This is a genomic window from Mesorhizobium album (assembly GCF_033977205.1).
In the GTDB taxonomy this organism is placed as follows: Bacteria; Pseudomonadota; Alphaproteobacteria; order Rhizobiales; family Rhizobiaceae; genus Mesorhizobium; species Mesorhizobium album.
This window is the reverse complement of record NZ_JAVIIW010000036.1, coordinates 48,085-68,590: the sequence shown is the minus strand read 5'-3', so window position 1 is coordinate 68,590 and position 20,506 is coordinate 48,085. Positions and strand designations below refer to the sequence as shown.

Sequence of the window (20,506 nt, the reverse complement as noted above, 5' to 3'; positions counted from 1 at the left end):
AAGCGCGGTCGATGCACCGAAGGCGCTGGCGAGAGCCAGGAATTCGCGCCGGTCCATGCGGCCTTCGCGCGCTTCTTGTGCCATCGCCTCGATGGCGGCGGGGACACGATCACCGTTGCTTTTGAAAATCGTCATTTTCTTCTCCCATTGGCTTCTCCGGGTCTTCGCCCGTTTTCTCTCAACTAACGCTGTCAGGCAGCTTTTCCTCGCGCCGGGCGATCAAATCCTTGAGACCTTCGGCAATGCCTTCGTCGAGCTTCGGCTCCTGATAGTCGGCCAGCATGGCGCGTGCTTTCTCGCGGCCACGCGTATCATGATCCTTCGCCCCTTCGGCTGTCCACTGTTCGAAGGAATTAAAGTCCATGATGGTCGGCATGAAGAAGGCCTTGTCGAAATGGTCGAGCGTGTGCTGGGTGCCAAGGAAATGGCCTTGCGGACCGACCTCGCGGATCGCGGCAAGAGCGTCCTTGAAATCGTCGAAGGGAACGCCGCCGGCATACTTGTACCAGCCGACGAGCTGCTCGCAGTCGGTGGCGAATTTCGAATAGCCGCAGGTAAGGCCCGCTTCGAGCCAGCCGGCCGAGTGCCAGATGTAGTTGGCGCCGGCAAGAATGGCGGCATGCATCAGCATGTTCGCCTCGTAGCCGGCCTGGGCGTCGTTGAGCTTGGAGCCGACATGGAAGCCGGAGGTGCGCCACGGCAGCTTGTACTTCCGCGCCAGCGCGCCCATCAGATACATCATCTGCGCGGCCTCCGGCGTGCCGCCCATCGGGGCGCCGGTCTTCATGTCGACGGTGACCATGAACTGGCCATAGATCTGCGGCGAGCCCGGACGAATGAGCTGGGTGAAGGCGACGCCCGCAAGCGCCTCGGCATTGACCTGCGCCACCGCACCGACGGCCGACGCCGAGGTCGAGGCGCCGCAGAGTGCGAAGGGCGCCAGGATCAGCGGCTGGTTGTGGCGCGCATAGACCTTCATGGCATCCAGCATGGTGGCGTCCCACACCAGCGGCGAGTTGCAGTTGGTGATCGACACCAGCACGGAATTGTCGCGCACGAACTCCTCGCCGAAGACGATGCCAGCCATCGCCATCGTGTCTTCCGCGCGCTCCTTCGATGTGACGATGCCCATGAACGGCTTGTCGGAATGCTTCAGCGCCGAATGGATGATGTGAAGGTGCCGCTTCGGCACCGGAATCTCCATCGGCTCGCAGATGATCGAGCTCGACGAATGCAGCGCCGGCGCCATGTAGGCGAGCTTGTGGAAATTGTTGAGGTCGTTGAGCGTGCCGTAGCGCCGCTTGTTGTCGAAGTCACGCACATAGGGCGCGCCATACATCGGCACGAAGATCGAGTTTTTGCCACCGACACGGACGGTGCGCTCGGGGTTGCGCGCATTGAGCGTGAATTCCGGCGGAACCTTCGAGACGAGCTCCATCAGCAGCGTGCGGTCGATGCGAACACGGGTCTCCGAAACGTCGGCGCCCGCCGCCTTCCAGAGGGCGATCGCCTCGTCATCGCGGAATTCACAGCCGACCTCCTCGAGAATCTTGAGCGACTCCTCGTGGATCAGCTCGATCGCCTCGTCGGGAACGATCTCGTAGGCGGGGATCTGTCGGACAAGCGTCGGGAAGGATGCGATCGGCGCGCTTCTCAGCGCCTTGCGTCCAAGCCGGCCGCCGCCGCGTCGGTGGGTCGGTTCAGTCATTTCAGCGGCCGGTGCGTTCATAGAGCCTCCTTGCTTCCCGCCCGGTCAAGTTAGCGAGACAAAATATGGCTGTGACGGTGGAAAATCCTGATCTGTTGTATAAACTCTGCTTATGCGAAGCCTGCGCCACCTCCTGCCCTCGGCCGGCAGCCTGATCGTCTTCGAGGCGGCAGGCCGGCTATCGAGCTTCACCGCCGCCGGGCGCGAGCTCGGCATGACCCAGGCGGCCGTCTCCTATGCCGTGCGCGGGCTGGAGGAACAGCTCGGCGCCAAGCTCTTCCAGCGCCGCCACCGCCAGGTTGTCCTGACGGAGGCCGGCGAGCGCTTCCATGCCGATGTCTCGCTGGGTTTGTCGCATATCCGCAAGTCGGCCGAGGACCTTCGCCTGCAGGCGACCGGCGGCCATGTGACGCTTGCCGCCTCGACCGCCTTCGGCTCGTTCTGGATGATGCCGCGCCTGCAGCAGTTCCGTGACGAACTGCCCGGGATCGATCTGCGCATCCAGACGGCCGACCGCGACCTCGACATCATCGCGGAAGGGATTCCGCTCGCCGTGCGCGGCGGGGATCCGAGGGACTGGGCGGACTATGATTCACTGCCGCTCGCCGACGAGGAGATCTTCCCGGTCGCGGGCCCCAGCTATCTGGCGAGATTCGGCCGGCCGGAGACCGTCGCCGAACTCGCCACACACCGGCTCATCCATCTCGAGGAGCCGTACCGCGAGGCCGCAAACTGGGACGAATGGTTCGCATCCGCCGGAACCAGCCTGCGCAACGCCGAACGCGGCCTGCGCATCAACGATTATGCGCTGGTGATCCAGGCGGTGATGGAGGGGCAAGGCATCGCGATCGGCTGGCGCCATCTGGTCGAGCGGCTGGTGGCATCGGGCCTGCTGGTTCCGGTGACCGATCATGTGATGAGAACCGGCATGGCGTTCTACGTCATCTGGCCGAAGAACCGCGACCTCAGCGACAATGCGCGCAAGGTGCGGGATTGGCTGGCGGCGCAGGCGTGAAGTAACCCCTCCCCCACGTTGTTCGAATCCGCCTATAATCGCCGCATGCCCATTCGCCAACTTTCCGAAACGATGATCAACCAGATCGCGGCCGGCGAGGTGATCGAGCGTCCGGCGAGCGTGGTGAAGGAGCTGGTCGAGAATGCGCTCGACGCTGGTGCAAGCAGAGTCGAGATCGTCACCGCCGGCGGCGGGCTCAGCCTTATCCGCGTCACCGACGACGGCTCGGGGATTCCCGAAAAAGAACTGGCGCTGGCGGTCGCTCGCCACTGCACCTCAAAGCTCTCCGACGACATCCACGATATCCGCTCGTTGGGTTTTCGCGGCGAGGCGCTGCCTTCGATCGGCTCTGTAGCGCGGCTTTCGATCCGCTCCCGTACGGCCGGTGGCGACAGTGCGGTCGAGATCAGCATCGAGGGTGGCCGTGTCTCCAATGTAAAGCCGGCGGCGGCAAACCGCGGTACCACCGTCGAGGTGCGCGACCTCTTCTTCGCAACGCCTGCACGGCTCAAATTCATGAAGGGCGAGCGCGCCGAAAGCTCGGCGATCAACGATGTGGTAAAGCGCATCGCCATCGCCTTCCCCGCCGTGCGCTTCACGCTTGCCGGCTCCGACCGCTCGACGCTGGAATTGCCGGCGACCGGCGACACGCCGGAAGGCCGGCTCGCCCGCGTCGCGCAAGTGATGGGCAAGGATTTTCCGGACAACGCGATTCCCATCGATGCCGTGCGCGACGGCGTGTATCTTGCCGGGCACGTCTCGATCCCCTCCTACACTCGTGCCAACGCGCTGCAGCAATATGCCTATATCAATGGCAGGCCGGTGCGCGACAAGCTGATCGCCGGCGCGATCCGCGGCGCCTTCGCCGATGTGCTGCCGCGCGACCGGCATGCGGTGACGGTGCTTTTCCTGACGCTCGATCCGGCGACCGTCGACGTCAATGTCCATCCGGCCAAGGCCGATGTGCGCTTCCGCGATCCCGGCCTGGTGCGCGGGCTGATCGTCGGCGCTATCCGCGAGGCGCTGGCCAGCGCCGGCGTCCGTGCGGCGACCACCGGCGCGGCCGGCATGATGGCGGCATTCCGGCCGGGTGCAGCGCCCTTTGCGCATCCCGGCCCCGCCAACGGACACCGCAGCTACGAGGTCGCCCATCGCGCGTCCGGCTTCAGCGGCTTCGACCCGGCACGCTCGCCGCAGCGGCCGCTCGACATGGGCGAAGCGCGGCCGCGAAACGGGTTTGCCGAGAACGAGCAGGCAGCGTTCGAAACCGGACCGCTGGCCAGCGCCGACGCGCGAGCGGGCACCGCTGAGCCGGCCGAGGCGTTGCTCGGCATGGCGCTGGGCGCCGCGCGCGCGCAGGTGCATGAGAACTACATCGTCGCCCAGACCAGGGATTCGCTTATCATCGTCGACCAGCACGCCGCGCATGAGCGGCTGGTCTACGAGGCGCTGAAGAACGCGCTGCATTCCCGCTCCGTGCCCTCGCAGATGCTGCTCCTGCCCGAGATCGTCGACCTGCCGGAAGAGGACGCCGAGCGGCTGGCAATACATTCGCAGACACTGGCCAAATTCGGCCTAGGGCTTGAGCGCTTCGGGCCGGGCGCGGTGGCGGTGCGCGAGACGCCGTCGATGCTCGGCGAGACCAATGTGCAGCAGCTGGTGCGCGACCTTGCCGACGAGATCGCCGACAACGACACGGTCGAGACGCTCAAAGGACGGCTGGATAAGATCGCCGCCACCATGGCCTGCCATGGCTCGGTGCGCTCCGGTCGCCTGCTCAAGGCCGAGGAGATGAACGCGCTGCTGCGCCAGATGGAGGTGACGCCGGGCTCCGGCACCTGCAACCACGGCCGCCCGACCTATATCGAGCTCAAGCTGGCTGACATCGAAAGGCTGTTCGGGCGAAGGTGAGCCAAAGGCCCCTCACCCAGCCTCCGCTTCGCTCGGCTGACCTCTCCCCACCGGGGAAAGGAGACTTTCAGCACCGGCGCCAACCTCTTCTCCCCGGCGGAGAAGTTGGCCGCATAGCGGCCGGATGAGGGGGCAAGAAGAGAGCCGCTCGAAGCGGCTCTTTTCTTGAATACAGAAACGGCTTCAACCCACTGACTTACCGCTTCAAATTCACCACGATCACGCCACCCAGCGCCAGCGCGCCGCCGAGGATGCCGAGCAGGCTCGGCACTTCGCCCAGCCAGAAGAAGCCGATCAAAGCGGAGGTCGGCGAGACGAGATAAAGGAAGTTCGAGGCGCGCGCAGCAGGCAAACGGGAGAGCGCGGTCGCCCAGGCGGCATAGGCGATCATCGAGGGCACGATGCCGAGATAGATGACGGCGCCGAGACCGGCGGTATCGGCGACCGCTGCCTGCGAGAACGCTTCCGGCAGGAAGGGCGACAGGCAGAGCGCGCCGAGCACCATGTTGGAGGCGGCGATGGTCAGCGGATGGTGGCGGGAAAAGAGCGGCTTCTGGACGATGGTGTTGACGGCCGAGCAAAGCGCCGAGCCCAGCACCAGCAGCGCGCCGGCGTTGAAATGCAGGCCGTGCCCGTCGGCTACCGCGATGATGCCGATACCGGTGAAGGATATCGCCGTGCCGACCCAGGCCATGCCGGAAAAGCGCTCGCCGAGCAGCGCCATCGCCATGATGGCGGTGAAGATCGGGCTGACGTTGATGATGAAGCCGGCAGCACCCGCCGAGACGGTCAGCTCGCCGAAATTGAGCATGGCAGTGTAGAGCGCGACGAAGATGGCGCCGCCGAAGGCGAAGCGCCACATCTCGTCGACCCTTGGCAGCGCCGGGCGCTTGACCGCGAGGAAGATCGCAGCCGGCACGGCGGCGATGGCGAAGCGCAGCGCGCCCAGTTCCAGCGGCTGGAAGGCAGCAAGGCCGGCGCGGATCGCCGGGAAGGCCGAGGCCCAGCCGGCCACGGTGAGCGCCACCGCGATCGCGGCGGCGGTGTCCATGCGCTGTGTCTCATTCAACGTGCCGGTATAAGCGCTCATTGCCGTATCCTCGTCCTCCAGTGCCATGGGACGAGAAGACCCGATTGCCGGCCGATTGACAAACGAGCAATTCGAGGGTCAGCTGTGAGCATGGATCACAGCTCGGACCAGATGCTGCCGCTGGAAACCTTGCGCGCCTTCGACGCGGCGGCGCGCACCGGAAGCTTCTCGGCGGCGGCCGAAAAACTCAACCTCACCCACGGCGCGGTCAGCCGCCAGATCGCCAAGCTGGAAGGCTGGCTGGGCCTCAAAGTGTTCGAACGCAATGCGCGCGGCGTGACGCTGACCAACGAAGGCAACCGGCTGCACCTTCGCACCACCGAGGCCTTCGCGCTGATCTCGGTCAATTCCGACCGCTGGGTCGAACCGCGCGGCACCGCCGTGGTGCGACTGGCTTCGATCCCTTCGGTCAGCGGCCTCTGGCTGATGCCGCGCATGGCGGCGCTGGAAAACAATCCCACCCGGCTGCGCATCGTGCTCGATGTCGACAACCGCCAGGCAGACCTCGCCGATGAAGGCATCGACCTTTCGGTGCGTTGCGGGCGCGGCCGCATCCCGGGCCGCGTCTCGGTGCAGCTTTTCGAGGAACAAATCTTCCCGATCGCCTCGCCGGAGCTGGCGAAGGAGATCGGCAAAGGCGACCCGGCCCGGCTGCTCAAGTTCCCGCTGATCAACGATTCCGATGCGTCGGGCTGGCGCGCCTGGTTCGCGGCGCAGGACATGGACTACCGCCCTCGCCCGCAGGACCGGCGCTTCGAGGACTATAATCTCGTGCTCGACGCGGCGGCGCATGGGCTGGGCATCGCATTGGCGCGGCCGCCGCTGACCAAGGACCAGCTCAAGTCCGGACGGATCGTCGCCGTCGACGAGCGCGTCGCGCTCAATCCGGTGTCCTATTGGCTCGATCGCCCAGTCGGCCGCCCGCGCGCGGCCGCTGCGGACCTCGCCAGGCGAATCGCCGAACAGGCCGGACTTGCGCCGGAAAAGCTGGAAGCGTTCCTGCAGGACGACAATTAGGCCGTCAGAGTCAGCGAAGCAGCAACAGCACGATCGTCGTGGTCGCGGCCGAGACGATGGCCGTCACGATCGATATCATCCAGAGCGGCGTCTGGCCGGGTTCGGATCGCGGGGCATAGCCGGGGCGAGCGCCTCCGCGCGGCGGAGCATTGGCGTTGGCCGCAACCAACACCCCGGAAGCAATGGTAGGGGAAAATGAAGATGCCGGCAGCGTTGGCGCGACCCTGGCCGTGTTGTCGGCAACCGGCGGCTGGGCCTGGGTCACGGCTCGCGCAGGCTGATCGGCATCGGCCGCCGGCCTGCGTGCCGAGGCCCTTGCGGAGGCGTCGTCCGTGCCGGCTTCCGATTCCATAATGGCTCTGTAAGCATTCTCGATCTCGGCCGAAGACAACCGCTGCGACGATTGGGCGGGCGGCTTGGCCAGCGAGCCGTTGAACGTCTGCGCCGCGAACTGCGCCGACTGCACCGTCGAGGGCGCCGGCGGCTGGATGAGCGCTTTGACCAGCGCGGCGGTCGCCGGGTCGGGTTTGGCCGACGGCACCGGCTGCGGGGTCAGCGCTTCTTTCAGCAGCGACGTCAGGCGGGTCGGGTTGATGTCCATGCCGGCTCCGGAATCATAGTGCGGGCCAAGCGATACTATATGAGCATTGCGTCAAGCTTGACCTTGCCGACGATTTGTGGCGATTGAACCCACATGAACCCAAGCGCAATTTCATGATGAACCGTTTTGAAGGCCCCGGCGGCAAGGAAGCGCGCATCCGCTATCTCGACGGCGACTTCCAGGTGACGAGCCCCGGCGCGTTCGTGCGCTGCGCCGTGACCGGCGAGAGCATTCCGCTGGACGAGCTTAAATACTGGAGCGTGGCCCGGCAGGAGCCTTACGTGAACGCGGCCGCGTCGCTGCGGCGCGAGATCGAGATGCACCCTGAGCTGCGCAAGCGGGGGTAGACCCTCTTCTTCGTCACCCCCGCATCTTCCGCAGCCGCCAGGCATCCAGCGTCTCGCCGATGATTCGCTCCGGCACGTGCTCGATGTCGAACACGGCGTCGATCTCCAGCACGTCGAGCTGGTCGAGGAAGCCGGCTGGTGCCGTGCCGTGGCGGAGCCGCGCGGCGTCCTTGGCGGTGGTGACGAGGCGCAGTCCCTCGCGCCTGGCAAGGGTCGCCAGATCGGCGAGCTCGTCCGCGGCGTAGAAGTGATGGTCCGGAAAGGCGCGCGACAGCGCGACCTCGCCGCCGGCGCCGCGCAGCGTGTCGAAGAATTTTTCCGGATGACCGATGCCGGCAAAGGCGAGGAAGCGGCCGCCAGCGAAGCGCGCCGGGTTCGCGGGCTCGACATGCGCGAGGAAGATCGGCCGGCCGGCGCGCGCCGCCTGGCGCACCACGGTGTCGGCGGCACTCCCCTCGCCCATCTTCAGCAAGCCGCTGGTGAAGACCAACTGGTCGACCACCTTGGCCCTCAGCGGCCCGCCCGGAATGACGCGGCCGTTGCCTATGCCGAAGCGCGCGTCGACCACGACCAGCGCATAGTCGATATGGATGCGCGCCGACTGGAAACCGTCATCCATGATCAGGAAGTCGCAGCCATGCTCTTCCATCAACAGTTTCGCGCCGGCGGCGCGGTTGGCCGTCACGGCGACGGGCGCATGTTCGGCAAGCAACAGCGGCTCGTCGCCGACATGCTTGGCGGCGTCATGATGGGCATCCACGACATGCGGCTTGGCGAACGAGCCGCCGTGGCCGCGCGACAGGAAACCGGGGTTGAGCTGCATGAGCCTTGCCTGTTTCGCCAGCGCGATGGCCACCGGTGTCTTGCCGCTGCCGCCGACGGTGAGGTTGCCGACGCAGAGCACAGGTGCCGCGACCTTCTCGCGCGGGGCGTGCCGCATGCGGCGACCCGCCACCATGCCATAGAGCGCCGATGCCGGCGACAACGCCAGTACCCGCCAGTCCGGCTTTTCCCACCAGAAGGGGGGCGCTTCACTGGTCATAGCGCCTGTCTCCTGCGCCCCGTTCCTGCGCATGATCCTTTCCAAAAATCGGTTCCGATTTTTGGGGTCATGCGCTAGCGCCCATTGGCGCCTTTCAGGCGCGCCTTGACGACCAGCGGCTGGATATAGGGCTCGAGCGACTTAAGCGTTCGGGCAAGCGCGCCGCGCATTTCGTCGACGGTCGCGGCGCCCGCCGCCATCATCTCGTGGCGCGCCGCTTCGTTGGTCAGTAGGAAATTGACGGCGCCGGCCAGCATATCGCGGTCGCGCACCAGCTTGGCGCCGCCGCGGTCAAGCAGGCGCTGATAGGCCTCGCGGAAATTCTGCACGTTGCGGCCGGCAAGCACCGCCGTGTCGAGCATCGCCGGCTCGAGCGGATTCTGACCGCCTTCCGAGGTGAGCGAGCGCCCGACGAAGGCGATCTCCGTCAGCCTGAGATAGAGCCCCATCTCACCGATCGTGTCGCCGAGCAGGATGTCGGTATCGGGCGAGATGCGCTCGCCCTTGCTGCGGCGCGCGACCGTCAGCCCCATGCCGGAAATCTGCGCGGCAAGCGCGTCGGCGCGGTCGGGATGGCGCGGCACGACGATCGTCAGCAGGCCATGGTGGCGCCTGTGCAAGGTCGCATGAACTTCCGCCGCGACGACCTCCTCGCCGTCATGGGTTGAGATCGCCGCCCAGGTCGGACGCGCGCCGATCTGGCGCTGCAGCGTCGCCAGCGCGCGCTCGTCGGCCGGCGGCGGGTTGGTGTCGACCTTGAGATTGCCGGAGACGGTGACCGGCCGGGCGCCAAGGACGCGGAATCGCTCGCCATCGACATCCGACTGGGCAACGACATGGGCAAGGTTCTCGAACAGCGCCTCGGCGACGCTGGCACGCTTTTTCCACGACCGGAAGGAGCGGTCCGACAGGCGTCCGTTGACCAAGACCTGCGGCACATTGCGGGCGCCGAGCTCCAGGATGGTCATCGGCCAGATCTCCGATTCGGCGATGATGGCCAGTTCCGGCCGCCAGTGGTCGAGGAAACGGCTGACCGCGGGCTTGAGGTCGAGGGGCACATACTGGTGGATGATGCGGCTGCCGAGCCGCTCGTCCGCGACTTTGGCCGACGTGACCGTCCCGGTCGTCAGCACGACGTTGACGCCGTAATCGAGGATCGATTCCACCAGCGGCACGACAGCGATCGTCTCGCCGACGCTCGCGGCATGGATCCAGATGATCGGCCCTTCGGGACGAGCCCGGCCGGCGACGCCGTAACGCTCGCGGCGGCGGACCCGGTCTTCCTTGCCGCGCGAGGCGCGCCAGGCGACATAAGGTCCGATCAGTGGATAGGCGACAGCCCCCGCGTAACGATAGGCTGTGAGGGCCGCCCGCGCCCAGCGCTCGCTCATTTGGCGCCGTCCACGAGGCGATAAGCCTCGGCCGTCGCGGCGTTGAGCGAGGCCGTGACCTCCTGGCGCTTGCGCTCCATCTCGGCGTCGTCGGCGTTGGCCGGCACGAAGACGGGCGTTCCGACGACGACCGCGGAGCGGCCGAACGGCAGATTGATCGTGGTCTTGTCCCAGCTCTTTTCCAGCACCTTGCGGCGGCTGGTGGCGATGGCCGAAGGCAGGATCGGCCGGCCGGACAGCCTGGCCAGCAGCACGATGCCCAGCCCCGCGTCGCGCGGCGTGCCATGCGGAATGTCGGCGATCATCGCGACATTCTTGCCGGCGACCAGCGATTTCTTGAGCGCGATCAAGGCCTTGGCGCCGCCTTTGTCGAGATGCCTCGAACTGTCGCGGCCACCCGAGCCGCGCACCGCCTCGATGCCGAATCTGTTCAGCATCAGCGCGTTGAGCTCGGCATCGGCGCTGCGCGAGACCATGGCGACCAGCGGCCGGCCCTTGGGATAGAAGGCCGGCGTCAGGAGATGCTGGCCGTGCCACAGCGCGATGATGCCGGGTTCGAGATGCGCATGGGCGCCACCGGCGACCTGCGTCGATCCTTTGACCAGCGGGCTGGTGATGCGAATCAGGCGCACGAACCAGGCGAACAGGCTGGCGATGAAATTCTTGACGAATCGCGACTGCGCTAGCGGCTCGCGGATGCGGCGCCACAACGTGCGCGTCCCACCATGCCTGGCGGCGCGCCTGGTCGCCCCCTTCACCGCTTCATGCTCCATCGATGTCAACCGGCTGCCTTCGCTTCCGGGTCGAGCAACCGGTGCAGGTGAACGACGAAATAACGCATATGGGCATTGTCGACACTGGCCTGCGCCTTCGCCTTCCATGCGGCGTGCGCCGATTGATAGTCGGGATAGATGCCGACGATGTCGAGCGCATCCAGATCACGAAACTCGGTTCCACCCAGCTTTTTCAGCTCGCCGCCGAACACCAGGTGCAAAAGCTGTTTCTTTCCGTCTTCCACGGCCATGCCGATCCTTCGCAGATTCATGAGTTTTGTGAATGGTCTAGACCAAAGCCGCCGGTTTTGGAACCGTGGACAGGCTCACCCTTCGTCAGCTTCGGCGATGACACCGGCAAGGACGCCGAGCAGTTCGCCGCTGCCGGCGGCAAGTGCGCCATGGTTGATCACCTCGCCGGCATAGCGCGGCGGCTTGCCGCTGCGGTCGAGCAAAGCGCCGCCGGCCTCAGTGAGGATAAGGTCGGCGGCGGCGATGTCCCAGTCATGCGCGTTGGGCTTGACGAAGGTCGCGTCGATCCTGCCGCTGGCGATCATTGCCAGCCGGTAGGCCAGCGAAGGGATATAGGCGATGCGGCGCATCCGGCCCTGCCAGGTCTCGGGCATGCGGTCGACCAGCGGCTTCGGCCCACCGATATCGACTGTCTCGCCCTGCCTGCGCACCTGGATGCGCTCGCCGTTGAGGAAAGCGCCCTCGCCCGGCAGCGCCCAGTAGGTCTCGCGCTTGGCCGGGCATTCGAGCACGCCGGCTAGCGAGCGGCCTTCCTCGACCACGGCGACGCTGACGCACCAGGAATGCAGGCCGTCGAGAAAGCCGCGCGTGCCGTCGATCGGGTCGACCACGAAGGTGCGGCGCGCCGACAGCCTGGCATGATCATCGGCGGTCTCCTCCGACAGCCAGCCATAATCGGGCCGCGCCCTGAGCAAGGTGTCGCGCAGATAGGCGTCGGCGGCATGGTCGGCTTCGCTCACCGGCGAGGTGCCGCCCTTCATCCAAACCTGCGGGTTGTTGCCGAAGTAGCGCATGGCGATCGCGCCGGCCTCACGGGCGGCGTCGCGCAACAGAGCGAGGTCTTCGTAAGCCCCGGCTGAGATGACCATGTCAGGCGCCGGCAAGGGTCATCCCCTCGATCAGGAGCGTCGGCGCGGCGGTGCCGAAATTGCGGTCGAGGTCGCTCGCCGGCACCATGTTGAGAAACATGGTCTTCAAATTGGAGGCGATGGTCACCTCGGCCACCGGATAGGCAAGCGCGCCGTTCTCGATCCAGAAGCCGGATGCGCCGCGGCTGTACTCGCCGGTCACCATGTCGACGCCCTGGCCGAAAACCTCGGTGACGTAGAAGCCGCGCTTCAGCGCGCCGATGATCTCCTCCGGCGTGCGCTCGCCGGGCTCGATGGCGAGGTTGGTCGAAGACGGCGAAACGGAAGAGCCGCTGCGCGAGCCGCGCCCGTTGGTGGTAAGGCCGAGCTCGCGCGCGGCCGAGGTCGACAGGAACCAGTGGTTGAGAACCCCCTTCTCGACCATCAAGAGCTTATCGCCTTCGACGCCTTCGCCATCGAAGGGGCGCGATGCCTGGCCGCGACGGCGCAACGGCTCATCGGTGACGGTGATCGCGCCTGAGGCCACCTGCTTGCCCATCATGTCGCGCAAAAAACTCGTCTTGCGCGCAACCGCTGCGCCGTTGATGGCGCCAGCGAGATGGCCGGCAATGCCGCGCGCCACACGCGGATCGCACACGACATCGACCGGGCCGGTCGCCGCCTTGCGGGCGCCAAGCCGACGCACGGCGCGTTCGCCGGCCTTGCGGCCGATGTCTTCCGGCGCGTCGAGATCAGCGAAATGCTGGCGGGACGAAAACTCATAGTCGCGCTCCATCGCCGTGCCTTCGCCGGCAATGACGCTGGTCGAGCGCGAGAAGCGCGAGGCGACGTACTGGCCGAGGAAGCCATGCGAGGTGGCGAGCACCAGGCCGCCAAGGCCGGCGCTGGCATTGCTGCCGGAAGAATTGGTGACGCCTTTGACGGCAAGCGCCGCCGCTTCGGCGGCAAGCGCCGCTTCCTTCAGCTGATCGGCCGAGACCTCGGTCGGATCGAAAAGGTCGAGATCGCGCAGATTGCGGGCAAGCAGCGCCGGATCGGCGAGCCCCTGATAGGGATCCTCGGGCGAGACCTTCGCCATGGCGACGGCGCGCTCGGCGAGCGCCTTCGGGTCGGAAGCGGCGGTCGCCGAAACGCTCGCCACCCGCTGGCCGACGAAGACGCGCAGCGAGACATCCTCGCTCTCCGACGATTCGGTGCCCTCGACCTTGCCAAGCCGCACCGACACGCCGGTCGAACGGCCACGCACGGCGACCGCGTCGGCAGCGTCGGCGCCGGCGCGCTTGGCCGCCTCGACGAGCGCCGCGACGCGGTCGGTCAGTTTCGCTGCGTCGAGCGTGTCGGTCATGCGGGTTGTCCTGTTTGTTCGAGCCGTCCTGGAGAGCAGACGCTGCCGCACCATCCATGGATGCTGTCGCACCATCTATTGTTCCACTGGCGCTTGTGCAATGGGCGAAGGCCAATCAGGATGCCGCGACCAAATCGCCCAAAGGCGCCGGAACGGCCGCTTGCGGCACAATTGCCTGTTCGGAGCTTGCGCATGACGCCTTTCCACCTCGCCTTCCCGGTCCGTGATCTCGACGAAACCCGCGCTTTCTATGGCGAGGTGCTGGGCTGCGCGATCGGCCGCTCATCCGCCACCTGGGTCGACTTCGACCTCTATGGCCATCAGATGTCGGCGCATTTGCGGCCGCAGATGACTGACGCGGCCCGCGACGGCAAGGTCGACGGCGTCGCGGTGCCGATCCCGCATTTCGGCGCGGTGCTCCTGATGGACGAATGGGAGCGGCTCGCCGCGCGGCTGGAAGCCCGCTCCGATATAGACTGGCTGGAGCGGCCGATGGTGCGCTTCAAGGGCGAGCCCGGCGAACAGGCGACGCTGTTCATCCGCGATCCCTCAGGCAATGCCTTGGAATTCAAGGGGTTCCGCTCGCTGGAGCAGGTATTCGCGCACTGAGAGCAACTCCGGGAAACTGTCTAGCGTTTTCCGTCCGGGATTGCATAGAACAAGAATTACCCGATCAGAACCGGTCCGCTGCAAAGGGCGCCGCACGCGTTTGATCGCCGCGTCCGGCGATCACGTCGGCAACCAGCCGCGCGGTGATCGGCGCCAGGGTCAGCCCGAGATGGCCATGGCCGAAGGCATGGATGACGCCGGGGCTGTGGCAGGACCGGCCGATAACCGGACGCGAATCGGGCAGCGACGGCCGGAAGCCCAGCCATTCGGATGACGGGCGGCCGAGTTCAGGAAAGAACTGCCGCACACCGCGATCGAGCAGCGCCAGCCGGCGCGGGCTGGGAGGTGCAGTAAGTCCGCCGAGCTCGACGGTGCCGGCAACTCGCAGTCTGCCCTCCATAGGCGTCATGTAGAAGCCGAGGTCGACCGGGCATACTGGCCGGTTGAGCAAAGGCGCGGCGGTCGGAAATTCCAGATGATAGCCGCGCTCGGTGTCCAGCGGGATCCTATCGCCGGCCTGCGCGGCCAGCGGTCGCGACCGGGCGCCGGCCGCGATCACCACCGTTCGCGCGACGGCGGAAAAACCGGGGCCGCTTAGTCGGACGCCGACGGCATCTGCCGCGAGACCGGTCGCGGTTGCTCGCAGCATCTGGATGCCACGGGCTGACGCGACCGCAGCCAGCCGCTGCATCACAGTCTTGGGGTCGCTGACATTGATCGAATCCGGGAAAAGGAGGCCCTGGGCCTCGGCCTTCGCCAGTCGCGGCTCCAGCGCGGCCACCTGCTCTGCAGTCAGGACTTCCTGGTGGACGCCAAGCTTGTCACGCATGGCCCGTCCGGCGGCCGCGGCGGCGAAATCGCCTTCATGCCGATAGATATAAAGGCAGCCATTGCGGCGCAGCAGGTCGGCGAGGCCAGCCTCCGCCGCCATCTCCTCCCAGGCCGGCAAAGCCTCAGCAAGGAGTCCGGCGAGCGCCATTGCGTTCGCGCGGGTGGCCGCCGGAAGAGATTGCCGGACGAAGCGAACCAGCCATGGCGCGAGCTGGAAGAGTGCCGCCCAGCGCAGCGCGAATGGACTGTCGGGATCGAGGAGCAGCTTCGGCAGCGCGCGCAGGACCCCTGGATTGCCGACCGGCATGCAGGCGTATTCGGCGATCGTTCCGGCATTGCCGAACGAGGCGCCGGAGCCCGGTTCATTGGGGTCGATGAGCAGCACCTCGCGGCCTTCGCCGGCAAGGCGCAATGCCGTCGCGAGGCCGACGACGCCGGCGCCGACAATGGCGATTTCGGCGGTTTTCGGCGCCGCTCCCGCCGCGGATCCGGGTGTCATGGTCTAGACGAAGCCCGGGAGTTGCAGATGACCGGCCGCAAGCAGCTCGGCCATCGTGGTGAGCGCGGTGCGGAGGTCGTCCTGCGAACGCGCCGCGCCCACATTGATCCGCACGCCGTGCTGCACCGGTTCGCGCCCGACGGCAAAGGCGTCGCCCGGCAGCACGGCGACACCGCGCTCCAGGCAGGTGCGGGCGAAGCCGGCGCCGCGCCATGGCTCAGGCAGGCGCAACCAGGCATGCGTCGAGGTCGGGTGGCTCTGGACGTCGAAGCGTCCCAGGATCTCGCTCAAGATAGCCTGGCGCTGGCGCAGCTCCTGCTTCTGGATCTCGATGATGCGGGCTGCCGCCCCCTCCTCGATCAGCCTTGCGCCGATCAGCGCCGTCAGCGGGCCGATGCTCCAACAATTGATGCGCAGCGCCGCCGCGATCTGGCCGGCGATCGGGCGCGGCGCGATGACGAAGCCGAGGCGCAGGCCAGGCGCCAGGCATTTCGACAACGCGCCGAGATAGATCGTCAGCTCAGGCTCAAGGCTGGCGAAAGACGGCGGCGGATCGTCGGCGAGCGGACGGTAGACGTCGTCCTCGATGATCAGCACGTTGTGGCGCCGGGCGACAGCGGCGAGTTGGTGCCGGCGCTCCTCGCTCAGTGTGATAGTCGTCGGATTGTGCAGCGTCGGCACGAGGAAAACCGCGCGCGGACGCAGTTGCGCGCAGGCGGCTTCGAAGGCGTCGGGACGCATGCCGCCGCGATCCATGGCGACGCCCCGCAAGTCGAGTCCATGCACGCGGCAGAGCGCGTTGATGCCCTGGTATGTCACCTCGTCGGCAAGCACGACCTCGCCATGCCTGGTGACGGCGCCAAGAATGCAATCCAGCCCATGCTGGGCGCCGGCGGCCAGCACGACGCGGCCCGGATCGCCATCGCCGGCGACGGATTTCAGCCAGTCGGCTATCGCCGCGCGTCCCCAAAGCGGCCCCTCCGGCGGGTGGTAGTCCTGCAGAGCGGCATAGTGCCGATCCTTTGATAGGCGCGGCAGAAGCGTCGCGACCGCGTCAAGATAGGCGGTGGTGGGCGGGCGGTTGACCGAAAGATCGATGATGCCGCTCTGGTCGCTCGGCGCCGACGCGAAGCCAGGCCGCTCAACCGCGTCACGGGCGGCGACCGTGGTGCCGCGCCCGGGCCTTGCCTCGAGCAGGCCCTGCTCCTGCAGGGTCGAGAGCGCGCGCGTCACCGTCGTAACGTTGATGCCCAGTGCCCGCGCAATCTCGCGCTGCGGCGGCAGCCGGTCGCCCACCGCGAGCGTGCCGGCGGCGATGCGTTCGGCGATCGCGTCGGCAAGACGGCGGTAGACCGGACTTTCATCCTCCGTGAGGCGAAGATCTTGGAGCATACGGGATCCGAACTTGGGCTGACGTCTCAACTTGTGGGGCATCTAGCATAAGACATTGCCTCGCACAATAGAGCTTGTCTGACATATACCCGCAAGATGACGGGTCAAAATAATCACACAACTCTGCAAAAATTCCCTTGACGGGCAAAGTTGTCCGCATCTATGGTCGATTTCAGGTTAATTGTGTGACCGTACAAGTCGGACGACCTGCCGAACGGCAGGCTGGTTCCCGGGAGGACGAGGCATGGATCGCAAACCGCTGCTCGAATCGATCAGCCGCATCCAGGATTGCGGACAATGAGCGCCGGCCAGGCCGCAATGCCGGCCACCCCGGCCATGGTCTCGCTAGCCGCGCTGGCCAGTGCCGCCGGCCACGGATTCGTCGAGTTCACCGACGTCGAGAAATCCTATGACGGGCGCACCTTCGCCGTGACCCGGATGAACCTCAACGTCGCGCGCGGTGAGTTCCTGACGCTACTCGGCCCCTCCGGCTCCGGCAAGACGACGACGCTCAACATGCTCGCGGGCTTCGAGCGGCCAACGCATGGCACGATCACGCTGGAAGGCCAGCCGGTCGACCGCCTGCCACCTTACCAGCGCAACATCGGCATGGTGTTCCAGAACTACGCGCTGTTTCCACACATGACGGTCGAGGAGAACGTCGCCTTCCCGCTCTCCGTCCGCCAGGTGAGCAAGGCCGACATCGCAGCCCGTGTGGCGCGTGCGCTCGACATGGTGCGGCTCCAGCAATTCGGCGACCGCCGGCCGACGCAGCTTTCCGGCGGCCAGCAGCAGCGCGTGGCGCTTGCCCGCGCGCTGGTTTTCCAGCCGAGCCTGGTGCTGATGGATGAGCCGCTCGGAGCGCTCGACAAGAAACTGCGAGAGCACATGCAGCTCGAGATCAAGCAGCTGCACACCATGCTCGGCGTCACGATCGTCTATGTCACGCACGACCAGAGCGAAGCACTGACGATGTCCGACCGCGTCGCGGTCTTCAACCAGGGCGCAATAGCCCAGCTCGGCTCGCCCGACGATCTCTACAACACGCCGCAAAGCTCGTTCGTGGCGAGCTTTATCGGCGAGAACAACACGCTGGTAGGCGTGGTCGATCGCGTCTCGGGCGGGGAATGCCGCGTCCGCCTGAACGGCGGCGGCGAGATCACCGCTTTGGCCATCGGTGTCACGCCAGGCAGCGCCTGCCATGTCGCTATCCGGCCCGAGCGGTTGAACCTGACGCCCGCGCCCGCAGGCGGCAACGCGCTCCCCGCAACCGTCGACGGGCGCATCTATCTCGGCGACCACCTGCGCCTTCTGGCCAGGCTCGCCAACGACCAGGTGCTGACCGTGAAGGTCGGCCCCGAAGCGACCATGGCAAACGGCGAGCCGGTGACGGTCTCCTGCGCGCCCAACGATTGCCGCGCCTTTCCGGCTGATGCCGGAACGGGCGGCGCCACTCCAGAACAGGGGAAGACGACATGAAATATCTGAGGAAACATCTCATCGCGCTCGCGGCCGCCACCGCCTGCATGACGGTCGGCCACGCGTTTGCCGACGAACTCTCCATCATGGCGAGCGGCGGCGCCTGGCAGGACGCGCAGCGCAAGGCGTGGTTCGAGCCGTTCAGCAACGAGACCGGCGCCAAGATCCTCGAGCAGGAATATCTCGGCGATCTCGGCAAGGTCAAAGCCATGGTCGAGACCGGCAACGTGCCGATCGACCTGGTGACGGTGGAGACGGCGACCGTGCTGCAAGGCTGCGACGCAGGCATCCTCGAACGGCTCGACTACTCCAAGATTGCGCCGCGCGACAAGTTCATCCAGGGCTCGGCGCTCGATTGCGGTGTCGGGCTCGACGCTTACGGCGATATCCTCGCCTATGACCCGACCGTGCTCAAGGAGGCGCCGACCTCGGTCCTCGATCTGTTCGATACGACGAAGTTCCCCGGCAAGCGCGCCATGCGCAAGTTCCCGGCGCAGAACCTCGAATGGGCGCTGATGGCGGACGGCGTGGCGCCGGCCGACGTCTACAAGGTGCTTGCCACGCCGGAAGGAGTCGACCGTGCCTTCAAGAAGCTGGACACGATCAAGAAGGACATCGTCTGGTGGGATGCCGGCGCGCAGCCGGCGCAGCTGCTCGCCTCCAAGGAAGTGGTGATGACCACCGCCTGGAACGGCCGCATCCAGAACGCCATCGACAACGACAAGAAGCCGTTCAAGATCATCTGGAACAACCAGATCCTCGAATACGACATGATCAGCATTCCGAAGGGCGCGCGCAATCCGGAGCTTGCCTACAAGTACCTCGCCTATATCAGCAAGCCCGAGAATAACGCCAAGCTCGCCAGCTACATCACCTACGGGCCGGTGCGCACGGACGCGGCATCCTTCGTGGCAGCGGACGCGCTGCCGAAGCTGCCCAACGCTCCGGACCATCTCAAGGGCGCCTATCTTGTCGCCGACACCGAGTTCTGGGGCGACTACGGCGAAGATCTCGTCAAGCGCTTCAACGCCTGGCTTGCCCAGTAGGACCCTGGATGTCGGCGCTCCAACCCAGCGAACTCGACCGGCCGACGCTGGCCCGCGACCGGTCAGCCGCCGACGCGGAACTCAAATCCGTGTCGGCGGCGCTGCGCCGCGCCGAATTCGGCGACCGGCTGCGCTCGCTGCTCTTGGCGGCTCCTCTGCTCATACTTTTGGCGCTGAGCTTCGGCATTCCGATCGTGCTGCTGCTCTCGCGCGCCGTCTACGATCCGACCATTGCCGACGCCTTGCCGCGGACCGCTGTGGCACTCGCCGGCTGGAACGGCCAGGGCCTGCCAAGCGACGATGCCTTCACCGCGCTCGCCGCGGATCTCAAGGAAAATCAGGCCAAGGGCACGGCCTATGAGCTGGCCAAGAGCCTGAACGCCCGCCTGCCGGGCGCGCGCAGCCAACTGCTGAAGACCGTGCGAAAGCTGGAAGACGGCGGCGGCCAGCCGCCGCTCGCGGCCATTAAATCCATGCCCTTCTGGTCGGCGCCGTCGACATGGCCGGCGCTCCGTAACGGCACCAGGAGCTTTACCTCCTTCTATCTGCTCAGCGCACTGGACCTGCGCTGGAATGCCGACGGCGGCATCGAGCGTGTGCCGCCCGAACAGGCGATCTTCGTCCAGGTGTTCGCGCGCACCTTCTTCGTCGCGGCGGCGGTGACGCTCGCCACGCTGCTTCTCGGCTTCCCGCTCGCCTATCTCATCGCCAATGTACCGAAGGGGCTCGCCGCCATCCTGATCGTCGCCGTGCTCCTCCCGTTCTGGACATCGATCCTGGTGCGCACTGCCGCCTGGACGGTGCTCCTGCAGAAATTCGGGCTGGTCAACGACCTGCTGCTTTGGCTCGGCGTCGCCAGCGACCGGCTCGACCTGATGTACAGCCGCATGGGGCTGATCATCGCCATGACGCATATCCAGCTGCCGTTCACGCTGCTGCCAATCTACAGCGTCATGCGCACCATCCCGCCCTCGCAGATGAAGGCCGCCTACTCGCTCGGCGCCAGGCCCTTCACCGCCTTCCGCCGCGTCTACATTCCGCAGGTCTTCCCTGGCGTGATGGCCGGATGCCTGCTCACCTTCATTCTCTGCCTCGGCTACTACATCACGCCGGCGCTGATCGGTGGCGCGAGCGACCAATTGATCAGCAATTTCATCGCCAACTACGTTAATGTCGAGCTGAACTGGGAAATGGCGGCGGCGCTGAGCTTCATATTGCTGGTCTTCACGCTGGCGCTGTTCGGCATCTTCGCCCGGATCCTCGGCCTCGACCGCCTGAAGCTGGTGTAG

At 66.3% G+C, this 20,506-nt stretch carries 19 protein-coding genes; 8 read left to right on the top strand and 11 right to left on the bottom strand.

The genetic code is table 11. From position 1 onward, the window contains the following. Nucleotides 1-178: 178 nt before the first annotated feature. Nucleotides 179-1,729, bottom strand: a complete 1,551-nt coding sequence (locus tag RFN28_RS25360; RefSeq protein WP_320289918.1) for a trimethylamine methyltransferase family protein — start codon at nt 1,727-1,729, stop codon at nt 179-181. A gap of 91 nt (nt 1,730-1,820) precedes the next feature. On the opposite strand from RFN28_RS25360, the gene RFN28_RS25355 reads away from it, so the two are divergent. Both RFN28_RS25355 and mutL read left to right on the top strand, forming a co-directional pair. Next, the gene (locus RFN28_RS25355; protein WP_320289917.1) at nt 1,821-2,723 is read left to right on the top strand and encodes a LysR substrate-binding domain-containing protein; all 903 of its coding nucleotides are present in this window, start codon (nt 1,821-1,823) and stop codon (nt 2,721-2,723) included. Between the two features lie 45 nt (nt 2,724-2,768). Next, nucleotides 2,769-4,634, top strand: a complete 1,866-nt coding sequence (mutL, locus tag RFN28_RS25350; RefSeq protein WP_320289916.1) for a DNA mismatch repair endonuclease MutL — start codon at nt 2,769-2,771, stop codon at nt 4,632-4,634. 196 nt (nt 4,635-4,830) lie between these two features. Here mutL and RFN28_RS25345 read toward each other — a convergent pair whose 3' ends face one another. Further along, nucleotides 4,831-5,724 carry a DMT family transporter gene (locus RFN28_RS25345; protein ID WP_320289915.1) on the bottom strand — a complete coding sequence of 298 codons (894 nt, stop codon included), beginning with the start codon at nt 5,722-5,724 and terminating at the stop codon, nt 4,831-4,833. 90 nt (nt 5,725-5,814) lie between these two features. Between RFN28_RS25345 and RFN28_RS25340 the strand changes: the two genes are divergently transcribed. Further along, complete coding sequence (locus tag RFN28_RS25340; RefSeq protein WP_320289914.1) at nt 5,815-6,741, top strand: LysR substrate-binding domain-containing protein; 927 nt, start codon at nt 5,815-5,817, stop codon at nt 6,739-6,741. A 10-nt stretch (nt 6,742-6,751) separates the two neighbouring features. Here the strand turns inward: RFN28_RS25340 and RFN28_RS25335 are convergent, their stop codons facing one another. Further along, entirely contained in the window at nt 6,752-7,342 is a 591-nt protein-coding gene (locus RFN28_RS25335; protein ID WP_320289913.1) for a hypothetical protein, read from the bottom strand. Nucleotides 7,343-7,455: 113 nt separating this feature from the next. On the opposite strand from RFN28_RS25335, the gene RFN28_RS25330 reads away from it, so the two are divergent. Then, a complete protein-coding gene (locus RFN28_RS25330) occupies nt 7,456-7,689 on the top strand; it encodes a DUF2093 domain-containing protein (RefSeq protein WP_320289912.1) in 234 nt (77 codons plus the stop codon). Between the two features lie 13 nt (nt 7,690-7,702). On the opposite strand, the gene lpxK is transcribed toward RFN28_RS25330, so the two are convergent. From lpxK to RFN28_RS25300, 6 genes are all read right to left on the bottom strand, one after another. Beyond that, a complete protein-coding gene (lpxK, locus tag RFN28_RS25325; protein ID WP_320289911.1) occupies nt 7,703-8,731 on the bottom strand; it encodes a tetraacyldisaccharide 4'-kinase in 1,029 nt (342 codons plus the stop codon). Nucleotides 8,732-8,805: 74 nt separating this feature from the next. Further along, nucleotides 8,806-10,122: a lipid IV(A) 3-deoxy-D-manno-octulosonic acid transferase gene (gene waaA / locus RFN28_RS25320; protein WP_320289910.1), complete on the bottom strand. Its 1,317-nt coding sequence runs from the start codon at nt 10,120-10,122 to the stop codon at nt 8,806-8,808. After that, entirely contained in the window at nt 10,119-10,895 is a 777-nt protein-coding gene (locus RFN28_RS25315; RefSeq protein WP_320289909.1) for a lysophospholipid acyltransferase family protein, read from the bottom strand. The genes waaA and RFN28_RS25315 overlap by 4 nt, the downstream gene beginning before the upstream one ends. Before the next feature lie 5 nt (nt 10,896-10,900). Next, nucleotides 10,901-11,146 (bottom strand): DUF4170 domain-containing protein, encoded by a 246-nt coding sequence (locus tag RFN28_RS25310; RefSeq protein WP_320289908.1) that lies wholly within the window; start codon nt 11,144-11,146, stop codon nt 10,901-10,903. Nucleotides 11,147-11,221: 75 nt separating this feature from the next. Continuing rightward, a complete protein-coding gene (locus tag RFN28_RS25305; protein ID WP_430678833.1) occupies nt 11,222-12,016 on the bottom strand; it encodes a 3'(2'),5'-bisphosphate nucleotidase CysQ in 795 nt (264 codons plus the stop codon). A 1-nt stretch (nt 12,017) separates the two neighbouring features. Continuing rightward, nucleotides 12,018-13,361: a TldD/PmbA family protein gene (locus RFN28_RS25300; protein WP_320289906.1), complete on the bottom strand. Its 1,344-nt coding sequence runs from the start codon at nt 13,359-13,361 to the stop codon at nt 12,018-12,020. Between the two features lie 192 nt (nt 13,362-13,553). Between RFN28_RS25300 and RFN28_RS25295 the strand changes: the two genes are divergently transcribed. Continuing rightward, on the top strand, nt 13,554-13,970 hold the full coding sequence (locus tag RFN28_RS25295) for a VOC family protein (RefSeq protein WP_320289905.1): 417 nt from the start codon (nt 13,554-13,556) through the stop codon (nt 13,968-13,970). 64 nt (nt 13,971-14,034) lie between these two features. Here the strand turns inward: RFN28_RS25295 and RFN28_RS25290 are convergent, their stop codons facing one another. Then, nucleotides 14,035-15,300: an NAD(P)/FAD-dependent oxidoreductase gene (locus tag RFN28_RS25290; RefSeq protein ID WP_320289904.1), complete on the bottom strand. Its 1,266-nt coding sequence runs from the start codon at nt 15,298-15,300 to the stop codon at nt 14,035-14,037. A gap of 3 nt (nt 15,301-15,303) precedes the next feature. Continuing rightward, on the bottom strand, nt 15,304-16,692 hold the full coding sequence (locus RFN28_RS25285; RefSeq protein WP_320289903.1) for an aminotransferase-like domain-containing protein: 1,389 nt from the start codon (nt 16,690-16,692) through the stop codon (nt 15,304-15,306). A 297-nt stretch (nt 16,693-16,989) separates the two neighbouring features. Between RFN28_RS25285 and RFN28_RS25280 the strand changes: the two genes are divergently transcribed. The 3 genes from RFN28_RS25280 to RFN28_RS25270 are packed head-to-tail and all read left to right on the top strand — an operon-like array spanning nt 16,990 to nt 20,506. Next, entirely contained in the window at nt 16,990-18,171 is a 1,182-nt protein-coding gene (locus RFN28_RS25280; protein ID WP_320289902.1) for an ABC transporter ATP-binding protein, read from the top strand. Further along, nucleotides 18,168-19,217, top strand: a complete 1,050-nt coding sequence (locus RFN28_RS25275; RefSeq protein ID WP_320289901.1) for an ABC transporter substrate-binding protein — start codon at nt 18,168-18,170, stop codon at nt 19,215-19,217. The genes RFN28_RS25280 and RFN28_RS25275 overlap by 4 nt, the downstream gene beginning before the upstream one ends. A gap of 8 nt (nt 19,218-19,225) precedes the next feature. Further along, the gene (locus tag RFN28_RS25270; protein WP_320289900.1) at nt 19,226-20,506 is read left to right on the top strand and encodes an ABC transporter permease; all 1,281 of its coding nucleotides are present in this window, start codon (nt 19,226-19,228) and stop codon (nt 20,504-20,506) included.